The sequence below is a fragment of the Caballeronia sp. INML1 genome, from assembly GCF_023631085.1.
In the GTDB taxonomy this organism is placed as follows: Bacteria; Pseudomonadota; Gammaproteobacteria; order Burkholderiales; family Burkholderiaceae; genus Caballeronia; species Caballeronia turbans.
In genome coordinates this window covers 1-16,098 of the sequence record NZ_JALQDT010000043.1, presented here as the reverse complement: position 1 = coordinate 16,098, position 16,098 = coordinate 1, and the positions used below count along the sequence as shown (strand labels likewise).

Annotated in this window: 17 protein-coding genes; 12 read left to right on the top strand and 5 right to left on the bottom strand. The window is 63.8% G+C overall.

Annotated elements, in window-relative coordinates:
• Nucleotides 1–42: 42 nt before the first annotated feature.
• Nucleotides 43–540 (top strand): hypothetical protein, encoded by a 498-nt coding sequence (locus NCR38_RS13150; RefSeq protein WP_250477215.1) that lies wholly within the window; start codon nucleotides 43–45, stop codon nucleotides 538–540.
• Nucleotides 531–1,286 carry a hypothetical protein gene (locus NCR38_RS13145; protein WP_250477214.1) on the top strand — a complete coding sequence of 252 codons (756 nt, stop codon included), beginning with the start codon at nucleotides 531–533 and terminating at the stop codon, nucleotides 1,284–1,286. The genes NCR38_RS13150 and NCR38_RS13145 overlap by 10 nt, the downstream gene beginning before the upstream one ends.
• 9 nt (nucleotides 1,287–1,295) lie before the next feature.
• Here the strand turns inward: NCR38_RS13145 and flhA are convergent, their stop codons facing one another.
• From flhA to flgA, 5 genes are all read right to left on the bottom strand, one after another.
• The gene (flhA, locus tag NCR38_RS13140) at nucleotides 1,296–3,404 is read right to left on the bottom strand and encodes a flagellar biosynthesis protein FlhA (RefSeq protein ID WP_061116563.1); all 2,109 of its coding nucleotides are present in this window, start codon (nucleotides 3,402–3,404) and stop codon (nucleotides 1,296–1,298) included.
• Complete coding sequence (gene flhB / locus NCR38_RS13135) at nucleotides 3,401–4,609, bottom strand: flagellar biosynthesis protein FlhB (protein ID WP_061116562.1); 1,209 nt, start codon at nucleotides 4,607–4,609, stop codon at nucleotides 3,401–3,403. Before flhB ends, flhA begins: the two co-directional genes overlap by 4 nt.
• A gap of 213 nt (nucleotides 4,610–4,822) precedes the next feature.
• Complete coding sequence (locus NCR38_RS13130) at nucleotides 4,823–5,257, bottom strand: flagella synthesis protein FlgN (RefSeq protein WP_061116561.1); 435 nt, start codon at nucleotides 5,255–5,257, stop codon at nucleotides 4,823–4,825.
• A 98-nt stretch (nucleotides 5,258–5,355) separates the two neighbouring features.
• Complete coding sequence (gene flgM / locus NCR38_RS13125) at nucleotides 5,356–5,682, bottom strand: flagellar biosynthesis anti-sigma factor FlgM (protein ID WP_061116909.1); 327 nt, start codon at nucleotides 5,680–5,682, stop codon at nucleotides 5,356–5,358.
• Between the two features lie 179 nt (nucleotides 5,683–5,861).
• Complete coding sequence (gene flgA / locus NCR38_RS13120; RefSeq protein WP_250477213.1) at nucleotides 5,862–7,151, bottom strand: flagellar basal body P-ring formation chaperone FlgA; 1,290 nt, start codon at nucleotides 7,149–7,151, stop codon at nucleotides 5,862–5,864.
• Nucleotides 7,152–7,353: 202 nt separating this feature from the next.
• Between flgA and flgB the strand changes: the two genes are divergently transcribed.
• The 10 genes from flgB (at nucleotide 7,354) to NCR38_RS13070 (ending at nucleotide 15,906) form a co-directional block, all read left to right on the top strand.
• Nucleotides 7,354–7,833: a flagellar basal body rod protein FlgB gene (flgB, locus tag NCR38_RS13115; protein WP_061116559.1), complete on the top strand. Its 480-nt coding sequence runs from the start codon at nucleotides 7,354–7,356 to the stop codon at nucleotides 7,831–7,833.
• Nucleotides 7,834–7,908: 75 nt separating this feature from the next.
• Nucleotides 7,909–8,334, top strand: a complete 426-nt coding sequence (flgC, locus tag NCR38_RS13110) for a flagellar basal body rod protein FlgC (RefSeq protein WP_250477212.1) — start codon at nucleotides 7,909–7,911, stop codon at nucleotides 8,332–8,334.
• An 88-nt stretch (nucleotides 8,335–8,422) separates the two neighbouring features.
• Nucleotides 8,423–9,085: a flagellar hook assembly protein FlgD gene (locus NCR38_RS13105; protein WP_284502085.1), complete on the top strand. Its 663-nt coding sequence runs from the start codon at nucleotides 8,423–8,425 to the stop codon at nucleotides 9,083–9,085.
• Nucleotides 9,086–9,134: 49 nt separating this feature from the next.
• Nucleotides 9,135–10,352, top strand: coding sequence for a flagellar hook protein FlgE (flgE, locus tag NCR38_RS13100; RefSeq protein ID WP_061116557.1), 1,218 nt, complete (start codon nucleotides 9,135–9,137; stop codon nucleotides 10,350–10,352).
• Nucleotides 10,353–10,399: 47 nt separating this feature from the next.
• On the top strand, nucleotides 10,400–11,152 hold the full coding sequence (gene flgF / locus NCR38_RS13095; protein WP_061116556.1) for a flagellar basal-body rod protein FlgF: 753 nt from the start codon (nucleotides 10,400–10,402) through the stop codon (nucleotides 11,150–11,152).
• A gap of 34 nt (nucleotides 11,153–11,186) precedes the next feature.
• Nucleotides 11,187–11,975, top strand: a complete 789-nt coding sequence (gene flgG / locus NCR38_RS13090) for a flagellar basal-body rod protein FlgG (RefSeq protein WP_250477211.1) — start codon at nucleotides 11,187–11,189, stop codon at nucleotides 11,973–11,975.
• A 21-nt stretch (nucleotides 11,976–11,996) separates the two neighbouring features.
• Entirely contained in the window at nucleotides 11,997–12,680 is a 684-nt protein-coding gene (locus tag NCR38_RS13085) for a flagellar basal body L-ring protein FlgH (RefSeq protein WP_096031949.1), read from the top strand.
• Between the two features lie 2 nt (nucleotides 12,681–12,682).
• The gene (locus NCR38_RS13080) at nucleotides 12,683–13,810 is read left to right on the top strand and encodes a flagellar basal body P-ring protein FlgI (RefSeq protein WP_061116553.1); all 1,128 of its coding nucleotides are present in this window, start codon (nucleotides 12,683–12,685) and stop codon (nucleotides 13,808–13,810) included.
• A gap of 13 nt (nucleotides 13,811–13,823) precedes the next feature.
• Nucleotides 13,824–14,870: a flagellar assembly peptidoglycan hydrolase FlgJ gene (gene flgJ, locus NCR38_RS13075; RefSeq protein ID WP_250477210.1), complete on the top strand. Its 1,047-nt coding sequence runs from the start codon at nucleotides 13,824–13,826 to the stop codon at nucleotides 14,868–14,870.
• A 283-nt stretch (nucleotides 14,871–15,153) separates the two neighbouring features.
• A complete protein-coding gene (locus NCR38_RS13070; RefSeq protein WP_061116907.1) occupies nucleotides 15,154–15,906 on the top strand; it encodes a flagellar brake protein in 753 nt (250 codons plus the stop codon).
• The last annotated feature ends 192 nt before the right edge of the window (nucleotides 15,907–16,098 follow it).

Sequence of the window (16,098 nt, the reverse complement as noted above, 5' to 3'; positions counted from 1 at the left end):
TTGCCCGATGCGGTCGCTCGAAACAACTGAGAGAGCCGCATCGTGAATCCGAAAGACCTTGCCAGACACAAAAGCGCGATCAAGTACCTTACGGGAACGCCCCAATTCACTAAGCTGGTCAGGAACAAACTTCCTAAGCCCTTCAACAAGATAGGGCGGCAGGGCAGTCAGGCTACCGACCTTATCCCGGTATCGGACGAGCATCGTGTGATCTTCATTTGGCACGACGGCCCCGAGCGCACCGACCGCTCGTTTTACGCTTACTTGCTCTGCGTCGTTCGCAGCGGCGATTTATACCCACTCTTCGAGTTCCACTATCATCCCAGTCACAAGGACTTGCATTGCAAGCTGCCTTGCAGCACAACGGTCGATTACCGGAATCGCTTGCTGCCACGCGCGCCCGAGCTTAACCTTAAGCCTCATCGTGACTTCGATCCAAGGCTGGAACCGGACCGAGCCGAACTGATCAAGATCTTTTGCAAAGCCGTCGGCATCGAGACGCCGATCAGAATAAATCGCCAAGGTGACCTATGGAGTTGACCGAATCGCTGAAGCGGACCATCTGTTCTCTATTCGAAGTGCACTCCGACACCAATGGCACGCATCGAATCGTCACGCCACTTGAATATCCTGGGACCGGAGACCGCGTCGTGGTGCGCGTGCGTCCAAAGAACGGCTCGTACGTGATCGACGAAAATGGAGAAGCATGCTTGTACGCGAGCATGGTAGGCGGTGACGTGGAGTCGGCAGCGCTTGGGCGATGGTCGCGCGAATTCGCCGAGCTGAGCCCGGCCCGCCTTTGCGACGACGAAGTGATACGCGCCATGACACACGACGAGGGAAGTATCGCGTCCTACGTTTTCCGCGTCGCCGAGGCTGCCCAGCAACTCTACGGAATTGCGACGTCGCAGGCAGAACGGCAGTCGAACAGCGACTTCAAAGAACGGCTATCGAGCGTCCTCGGGGAAATAGCAAATGAAATCGGCATTCCGCTTCGCTCGGACGTCCAGCTTCCGATTCCCGGCGGTTTGGTAGCTGATCACGTTCTCGAGGCGCGCAAGCCCTTGATCATCATCGGTGCCTCGAATTCCACCCATCTGCTTGAAGCAGAGGTGATCTATATGCAGTACAAGGTGCAGAAGATCAGCGGCTACATTCTGGCGATTGCGGAGAGCCAGAAGGCAGTGACGAAGAAGCAATTCGAGCGGGCGAACTATTACACGGATAAGACCGTGGCCTTCGACGCGAAAAACCTCAAAGGGATGATTGCTGCATCGCTTCATTAGGCAGACGCCTCACGCCCCGATCAAATTCACCACCTTCACATTCCTGGTATCCGGCACTTCCGCATAAGACAGCACCTTCAACTGCGGCAGGCTCCTGCGCAGAAACCTCGCCAGCATCGCGCGCAGCGAGTGCTGCACGAGCAACACCGGCGGCAATCCCAGATTCTGCTGACGCATGATCGCGTTCTGCGTCGAGTTCATCAGCGTCTGTGCGAGGCCCGGCTCGAGCCCGGGATTGGTCCCCGTCGACAAAGCCTGCGACAACACCCGTTCCAGCGTCGGATCGAGGCCCATCACCTGTAGATCGTCGGTGCCCGGATACCACTGCTGCGTGATCGCGCGGCCGAGCGCGAGACGCACCGCCGCCGTGAGATCGTATGGATCGGACATGCGCGGCGCATGCTCCTGCAACGCGTCCAGGATCGTGCGCATGTCGCGGATCGGCACACTTTCGTCGAGCAGATTCTGCAACACCTTCTGCAGCGTCGTGAGCGACAGCACCTTCGGCACCAGATCGTCCGTGAGCGACGGCGTGTCCTTGCCGATTCGCTCCAGCAGCGCCTGCACTTCCTGTCGCCCGAGCAACTCGGCCGCATGCGTTACCACGAGATGATTCAAATGCGTCGCGACGACCGTGCTCGCATCGACGACCGTGTAGCCGTACACCTGCGCCTGCTCGCGCAGATTCGTGTCGATCCACACCGCCGGCAGGCCGAATGCCGGATCCTGCGTCTGCGCGCCCGGCAGGGCAGCCGATACCTGACCCGGATTGATCGCGAGCCACTGGCCCGGGAAGGCTTCGCCAACACCGACCTCGACGCCCTTCAGCGCAATGCGATAGCCATTCGGCCGAAGTTCGAGATTGTCGCGAATGTGAATGACCGGCGGCAGAAAGCCGATTTCCTGCGCGAACTTCTTGCGAATTCCCTTGATACGCTTGAGCAACTCGCCGTCGCTGTTGCGATCGACGAGCGGAATCAGCCGATACCCCACTTCCAGCCCGAGCGGATCGATGAGCGATACATCCTCCCAGCTCGCCTCCGCATTCTCCGCCGACGCGGCTGCGGCGCTTGCCGCGAGCGGCGTGACATCGGTGACGGCGCTCGCTTTCTTCTTCGCCTCGGCGCGCTTGTTCATCGAGCGCGCGGCGTAGATGAGACCGCCGCCGAGCAGCATGAACGCGAAGTGCGGCATGCCCGGAATCAATCCCATGACGCCGATGATCACGCCCGTGATCATCAGCACGCGCGGATTCTGGAACAACTGGCCGGTAAGCTGCGTGCCGATGTCCTCTTCCGTCGCGACACGCGACACGATCACGCCCGCCGCCGTCGAGATGATGAGCGACGGAATCTGCGCGACGAGGCCGTCGCCGATGGTCAGCAGCGTGTAGTTGGTCGCCGCGTGCGCGAAGTCCATGTCGTGCTGAAGCATGCCGACGATCAGCCCGCCCACCACGTTGATCACCATGATCAGAAGACCGGCGATCGCATCGCCGCGCACGAACTTGCTCGCACCATCCATCGAGCCGTAGAACTCGGCTTCCTGCGCCACGCCTTGCCGGCGCTTCTTCGCGGTTTCCTCGTTGATGAGGCCGGCGTTCAGGTCGGCGTCGATGGCCATCTGCTTGCCGGGCATCGCGTCGAGGGTGAAGCGCGCGCCCACTTCCGCGATACGCCCCGCGCCCTTCGTGATCACCATGAAGTTGATGATCATCAGGATCACGAACACGACGATACCGACCGCGAAGTTTCCGCCGACGAGAAAGTGCCCGAACGATTCGATCACCTGGCCCGCGGCGTCGGGACCGGTGTGGCCTTCGAGCAGCACGATACGCGTCGACGCGACGTTCAGCGACAGCCGCAGCAGCGTCGAGAACAGCAGCACGCTCGGGAATGCCGCGAAGTCGAGCGGCTTTTGCGTGTACATGCTGACGAGCAGCACCATCACCGCCAGCGCGATGTTGAAGGTGAACAGCAGGTCGAGCAGGAACGCCGGCAAGGGCAGAATCATCATGCCCAAAATCATGCAGATCAGGATCGGGCCGGCGAGCGCCCGAAGGTTCTGCGACCCCAGCGCGTCGGGCCGTTTGGCGAAAAATCCAGCGCGCGCGTTCATGCGGCGGCTCCCTTGTCAGTGTTGTCGCCGGCCAGGGCCTCTGCGGCTTCCTGTTCGGCCTCGGCGTCGGTTACGCCGCCTTTGTCGAGTTCCTTCGGCACGTCGAGATCGGACGGTTCGTCCGGCGCGATGCCGCCATCTTCCTTGTAGCGCTTGAGCTGATAGACCCACGCCAGCACCTGCGCGACCGCGCCATAGAGCGCGCCCGGAATCTCGCGATTGATCTCGACGTTGTGATACAGCGCACGCGCGAGCGGCGGCGCTTCGAGCAGCGGCACGTTGTGCTCGCGGCCCAGTTCGCGGATGCGCGCCGCGACCAGATTCACGCCCTTCGCGACGACTTTCGGCGCGCGCATCTGGCCGTCCGTGTACTTCAGCGCGACGGCGAAGTGCGTCGGGTTCGTGACGATCACATCGGCGGTCGGAATCGCCTGCATCATGCGGCGGCGGGCGGCCGCGCGCTGCTGTGCGCGAATCTTGCCCTTGATGTGCGGATCGCCTTCGTTTTCCTTGTGCTCGCGCTTCACTTCTTCCTTGCTCATGCGCAGCTTCTTCGCGTGCGAGTAGAGCTGGTACGGCACGTCGATGGCCGCGACGAGAAAGAGCCCGCCGATCGCCATGCCGCAGCACACGAAGATCAGGTGCATAGCGTCGGCGAGCGCGAGATCGAGCGGCTTCGTCAGCAGGCCGAGCACTTCGGCCTTGCGGCTCCATATCGCCGAGCCCGCCATGCCGCCGACGACGATCGTCTTCAATACCGACATGCCGAGCTGAACCGGCCCTTGCATCGAAAAGATCTTGCCGAGGCCGCTGACCGGATTCAGGCGCCCGAAGTTCGGCGCAAGCGGCTTCGTCGTGATGAGCCAGCCGCCGAGGGCCATCGGCGCGGCGAGCGCGGCGAAAGCCGTCAGCAGCAGAACCGGCAGCACCGCGAACAGACCTTCCTTGCTCGCGTTTGCCGCGCCGATCATCATCTGGCGCGAGTCGAGCACGGTCGCGTGATCGAAGGTGAACGCGCCGCGCAGGATCGACTGCAAATGCTGGCTCATTGCTCCCGACAAACCCCACACGCCGAAAAATCCCGCCGAAAGGAGAGCGAACGACGCGAGTTCCCGCGAACGCGCAACCTGGCCTTCCTCCCGCGCCTTTTCCAGGCGCTTGGGAGTGGCTGATTCGGTTTTTTCGAGATCGCTTTCTTCTGCCACCGGGCCTTACTCCGTTGCTTCCATCGTTTGCACGTGCGAGCGGCGCGAAGCCGCTTTTTGATGAAAGCGATTATTGCGGAAGGCGTCGAGCGGCCATCGGCGGATAAAGCCGGGGAAAAGGGGGTTATTCGCTAGATGAAAGCGCGGGAAACGAAAGCGGCGCGTGCCTCGCGGGAAGCACGCGCCGTTCGGCAAAGCGAAAAAAAGCGGCGGTCAGGCGCCGGGCACGCGGCCATCCGGGCCGTAGAAACCGCTCTTCGACGGCGCGACCTGCAAGGCGGCGAGCGCCTTGCGGTTGTATTCCATGCGCGTGCGGATCAGCACGCCGTTGTTGTTGTTGCCCTGTTTCGCGCGTCGAGCGGCGGCGGTGAGCAGCGCCCATTGCGCGGCGATCGCGCTGTCGTCCGCGGCGGCGGCTTCCATGCCGACGAAGCCGCCGGGAAAACCGAGCGCCTTCAACTGCTCGTCGCGCGCCTTTTCGAGTGCGGAGATGCGCTCGGTGAGCGCGGTCTTGTTCTCGATGATTTCAGGCAGCGCCGGAAGCGGCTGCGCGGCGATCAGCGCCTTTTCCTCATCGACGAGGAGGGATTCGAAAGCCTGAACAGCGGCGACTTCTTCGGTGACAGTGGCAAGCAGGGCGTCTCTCATTGCATCGCTCGAATAGCGGTTTCACAAAAGCCGCCGGCGCAAGAACGCCGCTCGCCGCCGCGCGCCTGTTTCGCACAGACGCGCAAGGGTCACTACGTTCAGCCGCCGGTCGGCGGGGTTCTCGTTTGCAGCAGGTCGCGGGCGGTGCTGAGAATGCCGTCGGCGATCTTGCTCGTGTCCATCTTCAGGCTGCCGTCGCGGATCGCGGCCTTGATCGACTCGACTTTCGCCGTGTCGATGTCCGAGCCGTTCGATGCGCGCAGGTCCGTCGACAGCGGCGACAAGCTCACCGTCGAATTCGTCGCCGTGCCCGTGCCCGATTGCTGCACGGTGCCAGCGGCGCCCTTCGCGTCGTTTTGCGACGCGCGCTGCAGGTTGTCTTGAAGGCCTGCCAGAGTGGTGTTGCTATTCGATTCGATTTTCACGATGTCCATTCCCGAACGTGTTGAGTCCTTTATCGGCGAGGGTGCTTGAAAACTTTACCCTGCCGGGGGACTGCCAACTGCCGTTCGGCGCGCTCATCGCCCTGAAAGCCTTGTCTGGCGGGCATTCAGCGCATTTGCAACAAAATGAAACAAACGTGGGGAACCGAACATAGCCCGCTTCAGAGGGCGATTTCCACCGTCTGACTGTCCTTCACGATGCCGGTGATGATCTGACCGCCGGCCGTTTTTACGCGCACTTGCTGGCCGGGCGCCGCGTTGTTCATCGCGGTGCCTTCGGCCGAAATCGAAAAGCCGGAGCCGCCGGCGACGACGTGCACGTTCTGGCCGATGGCGACCGAGCTTGCCGCGCGCAGCATGTCCGTGCGCAGCGGCAGGCCTGCGGGCACGCGCGACAGCGCGACCGCGCCGACAGCCTGCGCCGGATCGGTGACGATGGCCTGCGGCATCGCGGTGATGTCGCCTTCGCGGGCGACGAGATCGGCGTTGCCCAGCACCTCGCCTGGCGCGATTGCGCGCGCCGCTGTATAGAACGTGGCGTTGATCGACACGCGCGCCTGCACATAGAGTGTCCACGGGCGCTCGCCGACGCAGCGCACGCCGACGGTCATGCGGCCCCAGAGGCGCGCGCCGGTCGGCATGAACGGATCGAGCGCGGAGCAGGCGGCGAGGCCGCGCGGGAAAACGGGCGTGACGGTGATCTCGACCTTGCCCGGCAAGCCGGCCGCCTGCTGCTGCAGAAAGTTGAACGCGGCGACGCGGATCGATTCGCCGTCCTGCATCGCGGCGGGCGCTTGCGGCGATGCGGCGGCGGGCGCGGCTGCTGCCGCGGTCGACGGATTGAAGCTCACGCGTCGCATCGGCGAAGCGGCGCCGACGGGCGTCGCGGGACTCGCCGCGACAGGCTTTGAATTCGCGCCGCGGGCGACGCCATCGTCGCGTGTCACGACAACGGGCATCACATCGCGCGAAACCGAAACCGATGCGGCGGGCGCTCTCGCGAGCGCGGGAGCCGCGACCGGCGCGCGCGCGGGCTTCGCTTCGCCCGGTCCGGGAATGACGATCATGCCGCTCGCGTCGTTCATCGAGTCGTCGGCGGCGTCGGCGCGGGCGTCCAGTTCGAGCGCGGCGTTGCGCATCGCGGCGTCGGCGGCTTTCGTCGCGGCGCGATAGCCGCTCGAACGCGCGATTTCGGGTGCGGCGGGCGCCGCGACGGGAACCGCGGCACGCGAAACGGGCGCATTCAGGTTCTTCGCCATGTCGGCCGCCGCGGCCGGATTGGTCTCGGCGTTGCCGGGAATGACGATCGGGCCGTCGCTCTGCTGCGCAAACGCGCCCGCCGCGACGCTCATGAACAGCGACACGCCGGCCAGAGCGCGCAGCGTGCGGCGCGCGAGCGTCATAGCGACGCGAGCCGTAGGGTTCGATGCACGCTTCGCCGACCTGCTCATCAACTTTCTCCGTACCTGATCCGAATCGAGCCGCAAACACGCGGCGGCTCCTAACGAAACGAATTCTAGATATCGGCCGCCGCGGGCAAGCGTCGAATAGAGGCCCCGTTTCCCGGTTATTCGTCGGATTAGTTATTGCGCGCCGCTCCTAAGATGCGTGTCATGCAAAAAGGCCTCGGCGCTGCCGACAGGAGAAACCGGAATGCTAGACAGACTCGACAAGGAATTCGCTTTTGGCCGTGAGGCGCTCGATGTGCGCGCGTATCGGCAGGAATTGCTGTCGTCGAATATCGCCAACGCCGACACGCCCGGCTACAAGGCGCGCGACGTCGATTTCTCGAGCGCGCTCGCGGGCGCGCTCAAGCAGGGCGGCGGCGCCACGAACAATTCGACGCTGAAGATGGCGCAGCCCGTGAGCGTGAGCGCGAGCGGCGGCCTGGCGACGACGGCCAAAGGCCACATGAGCGGCACGTCGACGCTGTCCGCATCAGGCGGTTCGAGCGACGACTACGGCAAGCTCGCGTACCGCGTGCCGAGCCAGCCGTCGCTCGACGGCAACACGGTCGACCTCGACGCCGAGCGCGTGCAGTTCGCGGACAACGCGCTGCACTTCGAGGCGGGCATGACGGTGCTGTCGTCGCAGATCAAGTCGATGCTCTCGGCGATCACATCGAACAGTTAACGCCGTGGCTCCAGCCCGGCATGGGGCCGGAGCCACGGCGCCGAAGCGCCGACTCCACCCGGAAAAGGATTAGCGATGCCCTCTTTGATGAGCATTTTCAACGTCGCCGGCTCGGCGATGTCCGCCCAGGCGCAGCGCCTGAACGTCACCGCGTCGAACCTCGCGAACGCGGACAGCACGACCGGCCCGGACGGTCAGCCGTACAAGGCGAAACAGGTCGTCTTCGCGGTCGATCCGCTCGGCGGCGCGCGCACCGCGTCGGGCCAGCAGGTCGGCGGCGTGCAGGTGACCGGCGTGATCGACGATCCGAGCCCGATGAAAACCAGCTACGACCCGAGCAACCCGGCGGCAAACGCGGACGGCTACGTGACGCTGCCCAACGTGGATCCGGTGCAGGAGATGGTCAACATGATTTCCGCTTCGCGTTCCTATCAGGCGAACGTCGAAACGCTGAACACCGCCAAGCAATTGATGCTCAAGACCCTGACCATCGGAACCTGATCAAGACTTCAAGGAACACAACGTGAGCTCCTCCAGCACCACTATCGGCAGCAACGGCACGACCGTCTCGCAGACGCTGCTCGACACCATGAACGGCGCGTCGTCGAGTTCGTCGGCGTCTTCGTCGAGCTCGGCGACCGGCGCGCAGTCGGCGTCGGATCTGCAGAACACCTTTCTCACGCTGCTCGTGACGCAGCTCAAGAATCAGGATCCGACCAACCCCGCCGACAGCTCGCAGATGACCTCGCAGCTCGCGCAGATCAACACGGTGACGGGCATCGGCCAGTTGAACACGTCGCTGTCCTCGCTCGCGACGCAGCTTTCCGCCGGCCAGCAGACGCAGGCCGCGCTGCTCATCGGCTCGAACGTGCTCGCGGCGGGCAACAGCGTGACCGTGTCGAAGGGCGCGTCGTCGAGCTTCGGCGTGCAACTGGCAAACGACGTGAGCGACCTGCAGATCGTCGTGAAGAATTCGTCAGGCCAGATCGTCAACACGCTCGATCTAGGCGCGCAGGGCGCTGGCGTCGTGCCGGTAACAGGCTGGACGCCGGTCGATTCGAAGGGCGCCACGCTCGCCGACGGCAGCTACACGATCACCGCGCAAGGCACGATCAACGGCCAGCAGGCGACCGCGACGACGCTGTCGGCTTCGCAGGTGCAAAGCGTCGTGCAGATGTCGGGCGGTGCGCCGGGTCTGAAGCTCGCGAACGGTTCGACGGTTGCGTTGACGAGCGTCGCTTCGATTCTCTGATTCCCCATTCATTTAGGGCGAGCGTGGTCTCGTCACGGAGATACATCAAATGAGTTACCAACAAGCACTGAGCGGTCTGGGCGCCGCATCGAGCGACCTCGACGTGATCGGCAACAACATCGCGAACGCGAACACGGTCGGCTTCAAGCAAGGCGCGGCGCAGTTCGCCGACATGTATGCAAGCTCGATGGCCACGGCCGTCAGCAACCAGATCGGCATCGGCACGCGTCTCGCCGAAGTGCAGCAGCAGTTCTCGCAGGGCACGATCACCACGACCAACCAGGCGCTCGACGTCGCGATCAACGGCAACGGTTTCTATCAGTTGTCGAACAACGGCTCGATCGTGTACTCGCGCAACGGCGTGTTCCATCTCGACAACAACGGCAACATCGTCAATTCGTCGGGGCTGCAACTCATGGGCTACGCGGCGGATTCGGGCGGCGTCGTCAACAGCGCGAGCACGGTGCCGCTCACGGTGCCGACGGCGAACATCGCGCCGACCGCAACCAAGACGATCACCGCCGCGTTCAACCTGAATTCGCAGGACGACGTCAAGGCAGCCGCCGACTTCGATCCGACCAACGGCAACACCTACAACGCGTCGACGTCCGTCGATGCGTACGACTCGCTCGGCGGCACGCAGAAGGTGTCGGTGTATTTCACGAAGTCGAGCACCAACACGTGGGAAGCGTTCGCGGGCTATGGCGATCCGGTCACGCAGAAGACGGACCTCGGCCCCGTCACGTTCGACGCATCGGGCAACATGACCTCGGGCAAGACGTTCACGTTCACCATCCCGAACGGCGCCGATCCGACGCCCGGCGCGACGCAGACGCTGACGCTCGATCTCTCCGGCACGACGCAGTACGGCGCGAAGAGCGGTCTCACGAACCTGCATCAGGACGGCAACAGCACGGGCGAACTGACGGGCTTCACGGTCGGCACCGACGGCATGCTGACCGGCAACTACTCGAACGGCGAAACCAAGGCGCTCGGCCAGATCGCGATCGCGAACTTCAACAACCAGAACGGCCTGCAGAACCTCGGCGGCAACGTGTACGCGCAGACGGCGGCGTCGGGCGCGGCGCAAGTCTCGGTGCCGGGCTCGACCAACCACGGCACGCTGCAGGGCGGCGCGGTGGAGAACTCGAACGTCGACCTGACGAGCGAGCTCGTGAATCTGATCACCGCGCAGCGCAACTATCAGGCGAACGCGCAGACCATCAAGACACAGCAGACCGTCGATCAGACGCTGATCAATCTGTAAGCATCGTTCGCACGCACTAGACGCATCAGGAAAGAAGGAAGCGATTCATGGACCGTCTGATCTACACCGCGATGACTGGCGCAAGCCAGGCGCTCGAGCAGCAAGCCGTCGTGGCGAACAACCTCGCGAACGCGTCGACCACGGGTTTCAAGGCGCAGCTCGCGGCGTTCCGCCAGGTGCCGATGTCGTTCGAGAACCAGTCCGCCGATGGCACGACGCGCACTTTCGTGCTGTCGTCCACGCCGAACGCGGACTACTCGGCGGGGCCGGTGCAGCAGACCGGCAATCCGCTCGATGTCGCAATTCAAGGACCCGGCTGGCTGTCCGTGCAGGCGGCGGACGGCAGCGAGGCTTACACGCGCGCGGGCAACCTGCACGTGGATCAGAACGGCCAGCTCGTCACGGCGAACAACCTGCCGGTGCTCGGCGGCGGCGGCCCGCTGTCGATTCCGCCGGGCGCTGAAGTCACGATCGGCAAGGACGGCACGATCTCCGCGCTGATTCCGGGCGACCCGCCGACGGCAATCGCGGTCGTGGATCAGCTGAAGCTCGTCAATCCCGATCCGGCGACGCTCACGCGCGGCGACGATGGCCTCTTCCGGACCGCGACCGGCGACCCCGCCGATGCGGACCCGAGCGTGGTCGTCGCGGGCGGCGCGCTCGAAGGCAGCAACGTGAACCCGGTCTCCGCGATGGTCTCGATGATCACCAACGCGCGGCAGTTCCAGATGCAGACCAAGCTGATGGAATCGGCCGATCAGAACGAACAGTCGGCCAACAAGCTGCTCAACTTCTCTTGAGCGGCGAACGCAAGCTACACAGGACACGAAAGACATGAATCGCTCTCTCTACATCGCCGCGACCGGCATGAACGCGCAACAGGCGCAAATGGACGTGATCTCCAACAACCTCGCCAACGTGGGCACGAACGGCTTCAAGGGCTCGCGTGCGGTGTTCGAGGATCTGCTGTACCAGACCACGCGCCAGCCGGGTGCGAACTCTACGCAGCAAACCGAGTTGGCATCGGGCGTCCAGCTCGGCACCGGCGTGCAACAGGTCGCAACGGAGCGCCTCTACACGCAGGGCAACCTGCAGCAGACCGGCAACTCGAAGGACGTCGCGATCAACGGCCAGGGCTTCTTTCAGGTGACGATGCCCGACGGCACGACCGCCTACACGCGCGACGGCTCGTTCCAGACCAACGCGCAAGGCCAGCTCGTCACATCGAGCGGATATCAGCTGAACCCGGCCATCACGATTCCGCAAAACGCGACGGCGATCACCATCGGCTCGGACGGCACGGTGTCGATCACGCAGCCGAACAGCACGGCCAGCACGACGGTCGGCTCGATCCAGCTCGCGACCTTCATCAACCCGGCCGGTCTCGAAGCGCGCGGTGAAAACCTGTTCTCCGAAACGGGCAGCTCGGGCGCGCCGAACGTCTCCCAGCCGGGCCTGAACGGCGCGGGCTCGCTGCAGCAAGGTTACGTTGAAGCGTCGAACGTGAATGTCGTGCAGGAACTGGTGAACATGATCCAGACGCAGCGTGCCTACGAGATCAACAGCAAGGCCGTGACCACGTCCGACCAGATGCTGCAGACGCTCTCGCAGATGCAGGTTTAACGCTTCATACGAGTCACCAAGATGTCGCCTACTCAAATCCTCTCGCGTGCAACGATTGCCGCGCTCATTGCAGCGCTCGGCGCGTGCGGCCTCGTGCCGAAAGAGCCGATCGTCCAGCAGCCGATGACCGCGCGTCCGCCGCAACCGCCCGTCGGCACGCGTTCGCCGGGCGCGATCTACAACGCGGGCTACGCGGGCCGGCCGTTGTTCGAAGACCAGCGGCCGCGCAACGTGGGCGACATCCTGACCATCGTGATCTCGGAAAACGTCAACGCGACGAAGTCGTCGGCGGCGAACACCAACCGCGCCGGCAACGGCTCGTTCGCCGTGCCGACGACGCCGGGCATCTTCGGCGGCCTCTTCAACAACACGAACCTGTCGGCCACCGGCGCCAACAAGTTCACGGCGGCGGGCGGCGCGAGCGCGGCCAACACGTTCAGCGGCACGCTCACCGTGACGGTCACGGAAGTGATGTCGAACGGCAACCTCATGGTGAGCGGTGAAAAGCAGATGCTCATCAACCAGGGCAACGAATTCGTGCGCTTCTCCGGCGTCGTCAACCCGACGACGATCTCGGGCAGCAACACCGTCTTCTCCACGCAAGTCGCCGACGCGAAGATCGAATATTCGGCGAAGGGTTATATCGACGAAGCTCAAAACATGGGCTGGCTCCAACGCTTCTTCCTCAACGTCGCGCCGTTCTGATCATGAATCCGTTTCTCCGTTTCGTTTCGTTCTCGCTCGCGGCCGCGCTCGTCGCCATCGGCTCTGCGCAGCACGCCCACGCCGAGCGTCTGAAAGACCTCGTCTCGTTCCAGGGCGTGCGTGACAATCCGCTGATCGGCTACGGTCTCGTCGTCGGCCTCGACGGCACCGGCGACCAGACCATGCAGACGCCGTTCACGACGCAGTCGCTCACCAACATGCTCGGCAACCTCGGCATCACGGTGAACCCGGCGACGACGCAGAACATGCAGTTGAAGAACGTCGCCGCCGTGATGGTGACGGCGACGCTGCCGCCGTTCGCGCGCCCCGGCGAAGCGATCGACGTGACCGTGTCCTCGCTCGGCAACGCGAAAAGCCTGCGCGGCGGCACGCTGCTGATGTCGCCGCTGAAGGGTGCGGACGGCCAGGTCTATGCAATGGCGCAGGGCAACCTCGTCGTCGGCGGCGCGGGCGCGAGCGCGAACGGCAGCAAGGTGCAGGTGAACCAGCTCGCGGTCGGGCGCATCTCGGCCGGCGCGATCGTCGAGCGCGCGGTGCCGTCGGCGTTGCAGCAGCAGGGCGGCGTCATGCAGATGGAACTGCGCGAGATGGATTTCGACACGACGCAGCGCATCGTCGCGGCGGTGAACAACCAGTTCGGCATGGGCACGGCGCTCGCGCTCGACGGCCGCACGATTCAACTGCGCGCGCCGCAGGATGCGAGCGAGCAGGTGTCGTTCATGGCGCAGTTGCAGAACATCGACGTGCGTCCGGCGCAGGCCGCCGCGAAGGTGATCCTGAACGCGCGCACCGGCTCGATCGTGATGAACCAGATGGTCACGCTGCAGAACTGCGCGGTCGCACACGGCAACCTGTCGGTGGTCATCAACACGAAGACGGCGGTGAGCCAGCCGGGCGCGTTCTCGAACGGGCAGACGGTCGCGGCGAAGGAATCCTCGATTCAACTGAAGCAGGACAGCGGCGCGCTCAAGATGCTGAGCGCGGGCGCGAACCTCGCGGATGTCGTGAAGGCGCTCAACGCGCTCGGCGCGACGCCGGCGGATCTCATCTCGATCCTTCAGTCGATGAAGGCCGCGGGCGCACTGCGCGCAGACCTCGAAATCATCTAAGGAACGAAGCCTCATGAACTCGAACACGACCGGCATCGCCAGCACCGCGCTGGCATCGACCGATACGACGAGCGGCTTTTCGAGCCTGTCGAACCGTTTCGCGCTCGACACGCAGGGCTTCGACGCGCTGCGCGCGCAGGCCGGCGCGAATCCGCAGCAGGGACTCAAGGAAGCGGCCAGGCAATTCGACGCGGTTTTCACGCAGATGATGCTCAAGAGCATGCGCGACGCGACGCCTTCGGACAGCCCGTTCGAATCGAACGATACGAAGTCGTTCACGTCGATGCTCGATCAGCAGCTTTCGCAGCAGATGTCGTCGAAGGGCATTGGCGTCGCGGACATGATGCTGAAGCAGCTCATGCGCAACGCGGGCGGCCAGGCCGGCGCGGACGCCAGGAACGGCGCAGGCGCGATGAACGCGATGCAGACGCTCGGCGGCATGTCGGGCGGCGGCGACCTCGACGCGAACGCGGGCAACCTCGCCGCGATGAACGCGATGGCGAAGGCGTACGCGGCGGCGCAGGCCAACAAGAGCAGCGCGTCGCTCGCGGGCAAGGGCTACACGGCGGCGGATTCGCTCGAAGCACCGGCGCGCGGCAACGGATCGGACAAGGTCAACGCGTTCGTCGACCGCCTCGCGGTGCCGGCGCAGGCCGCGAGCGCGGCGACCGGCATTCCGGCGCGTTTCATCATCGGGCAGGCGGCGCTCGAATCGGGCTGGGGCAAGCGCGAGATCAAGCACGCGAACGGTTCGACGAGCCACAACATTTTCGGGATCAAGGCGTCGAGCAACTGGACCGGCAAGACCGTCAATTCGGTCACGACCGAGTACGTCAACGGCCGGCCGCAGAAGGTCGTCGAAAAGTTCCGCGCCTACGATTCGTACGAGGAAGCGCTGACCGATTACGCGAGCGTCATCAAGAACAATCCGCGCTATGCGCCGGTGATTCAGGCTTCGCGCGATGTCGCGGGCTTCGCGCACGGCATGCAGAAGGCGGGCTACGCGACCGATCCGCAATACGCGAAGAAGCTCATCTCGATCATGCGCCAGATCGTCTGACGCAATCAGCCGATGTATGCGGCCGTCTTCTTGCTAGGAAGACGTCGTACGCGCGAATTACCGAGCGCGAAAAGCGCGATTGTTCGGATCTTTTTCGGCAGCAAACGTTTTACGTTCGTAGGGACGGCGCACCACATACATTTTTCGCCGGGCACCCCTAAACTTTTGAAGACGTGTGCCGCTAACCTGAATAACCGAAGTGCCGGACCGATTCGGGTTCGGATCGACGCGCGACGTTCGGATGTCCGACCGGCGCGCGAGCACAATGAACACGGCTAGCCCCATGAACACCAATTACATGCATGACGTTGCCGACGAGGACATCGCGCCCAACGTGGATTTCGGCCGGCGCAATCCGCTCGAAATCGGCGTGGCGCTGCGCAATCTCGCCAATCGCGGCGACTTTCTGACGGCGCAATACGGCGACGGGCAAATCGTCACACGGTTGCTCGATGTTGATGTAACCGCGCATCGCTTCACGTTCGACTGGGGCGGCGTGGCGGAGCAGAACCGCGGCGTGCTCGCGTCGCAGAGGCTCGTTTTCAACGCGGCGCCGGAAGGCGTGCGCGTCGAGTTCACGACGCCGCCGGCGCGCGAGACGGTGTTCGACGGCCGACCGGCGTTCGAGGCCGAGTTTCCGATGGTCTTGTATTACATGCAGCGGCGCGAATATTTCCGCGTCGAGGCGCCGGTGCTCGATCCTTATATCTGCACGGGTTCGCTGCCAGAGGGAGAGCGGTTCCGCTTCGAGGTGCATGACCTGTCGCTGGGGGGGGTCGCGTTGCGCACGACAGATGAGCGCGTTGCCAATCTCGAGATGGGCATCGTGATTCAGGATGCCGAGCTGCATTTCAGCGCCAATGGCAAGGTTACGGTGGATATGAAGCTGGTTTCGAAGCGGGAATCGACAACGGCGAAGGGGGATTGCCGATATACCATCGGGTTCAAGTTTGTTTCGATGCCGGGGTCGGCGGAGAATACGCTGCAGCGGCTCATTACTCAGTTGGAGATGAAGCGGCGTTCTTTGGTGAAGTGAATTTTTTTCGCTGGATCCCGTTTTCTTGTTGGTTTATTAGCGTTGCCCCTGTGCGGGACGGCAGTCACTTTCTTTGCTGCTGCAAAGAAAGTAACCAAAGAAAGCAGCTCGATACGCCCGCGGTCACACGCAGTTTGGCCATGCTTGCCAGGTGACCGTGGGCTGCCTAAGTGTCGCCCTCATAGGACTAAC

Coding starts and splice junctions, on each gene's coding strand:
- NCR38_RS13080 (WP_061116553.1), top strand. CDS start 12,683: ATGAATCCGTTTCTCCGTTTCGTTTCGTTCTCGCTCGCGGCCGCGCTC.
- flgJ (WP_250477210.1), top strand. CDS start 13,824: ATGAACTCGAACACGACCGGCATCGCCAGCACCGCGCTGGCATCGACC.
- flgA (WP_250477213.1), bottom strand. CDS start 7,151: ATGAGCAGGTCGGCGAAGCGTGCATCGAACCCTACGGCTCGCGTCGCT.
- flgB (WP_061116559.1), top strand. CDS start 7,354: ATGCTAGACAGACTCGACAAGGAATTCGCTTTTGGCCGTGAGGCGCTC.
- NCR38_RS13145 (WP_250477214.1), top strand. CDS start 531: ATGGAGTTGACCGAATCGCTGAAGCGGACCATCTGTTCTCTATTCGAA.
- flgG (WP_250477211.1), top strand. CDS start 11,187: ATGAATCGCTCTCTCTACATCGCCGCGACCGGCATGAACGCGCAACAG.
- NCR38_RS13070 (WP_061116907.1), top strand. CDS start 15,154: ATGAACACCAATTACATGCATGACGTTGCCGACGAGGACATCGCGCCC.
- flhA (WP_061116563.1), bottom strand. CDS start 3,404: ATGAACGCGCGCGCTGGATTTTTCGCCAAACGGCCCGACGCGCTGGGG.
- NCR38_RS13130 (WP_061116561.1), bottom strand. CDS start 5,257: ATGAGAGACGCCCTGCTTGCCACTGTCACCGAAGAAGTCGCCGCTGTT.
- NCR38_RS13105 (WP_284502085.1), top strand. CDS start 8,423: ATGAACGGCGCGTCGTCGAGTTCGTCGGCGTCTTCGTCGAGCTCGGCG.
- flgC (WP_250477212.1), top strand. CDS start 7,909: ATGCCCTCTTTGATGAGCATTTTCAACGTCGCCGGCTCGGCGATGTCC.
- flgE (WP_061116557.1), top strand. CDS start 9,135: ATGAGTTACCAACAAGCACTGAGCGGTCTGGGCGCCGCATCGAGCGAC.
- flgF (WP_061116556.1), top strand. CDS start 10,400: ATGGACCGTCTGATCTACACCGCGATGACTGGCGCAAGCCAGGCGCTC.
- NCR38_RS13085 (WP_096031949.1), top strand. CDS start 11,997: ATGTCGCCTACTCAAATCCTCTCGCGTGCAACGATTGCCGCGCTCATT.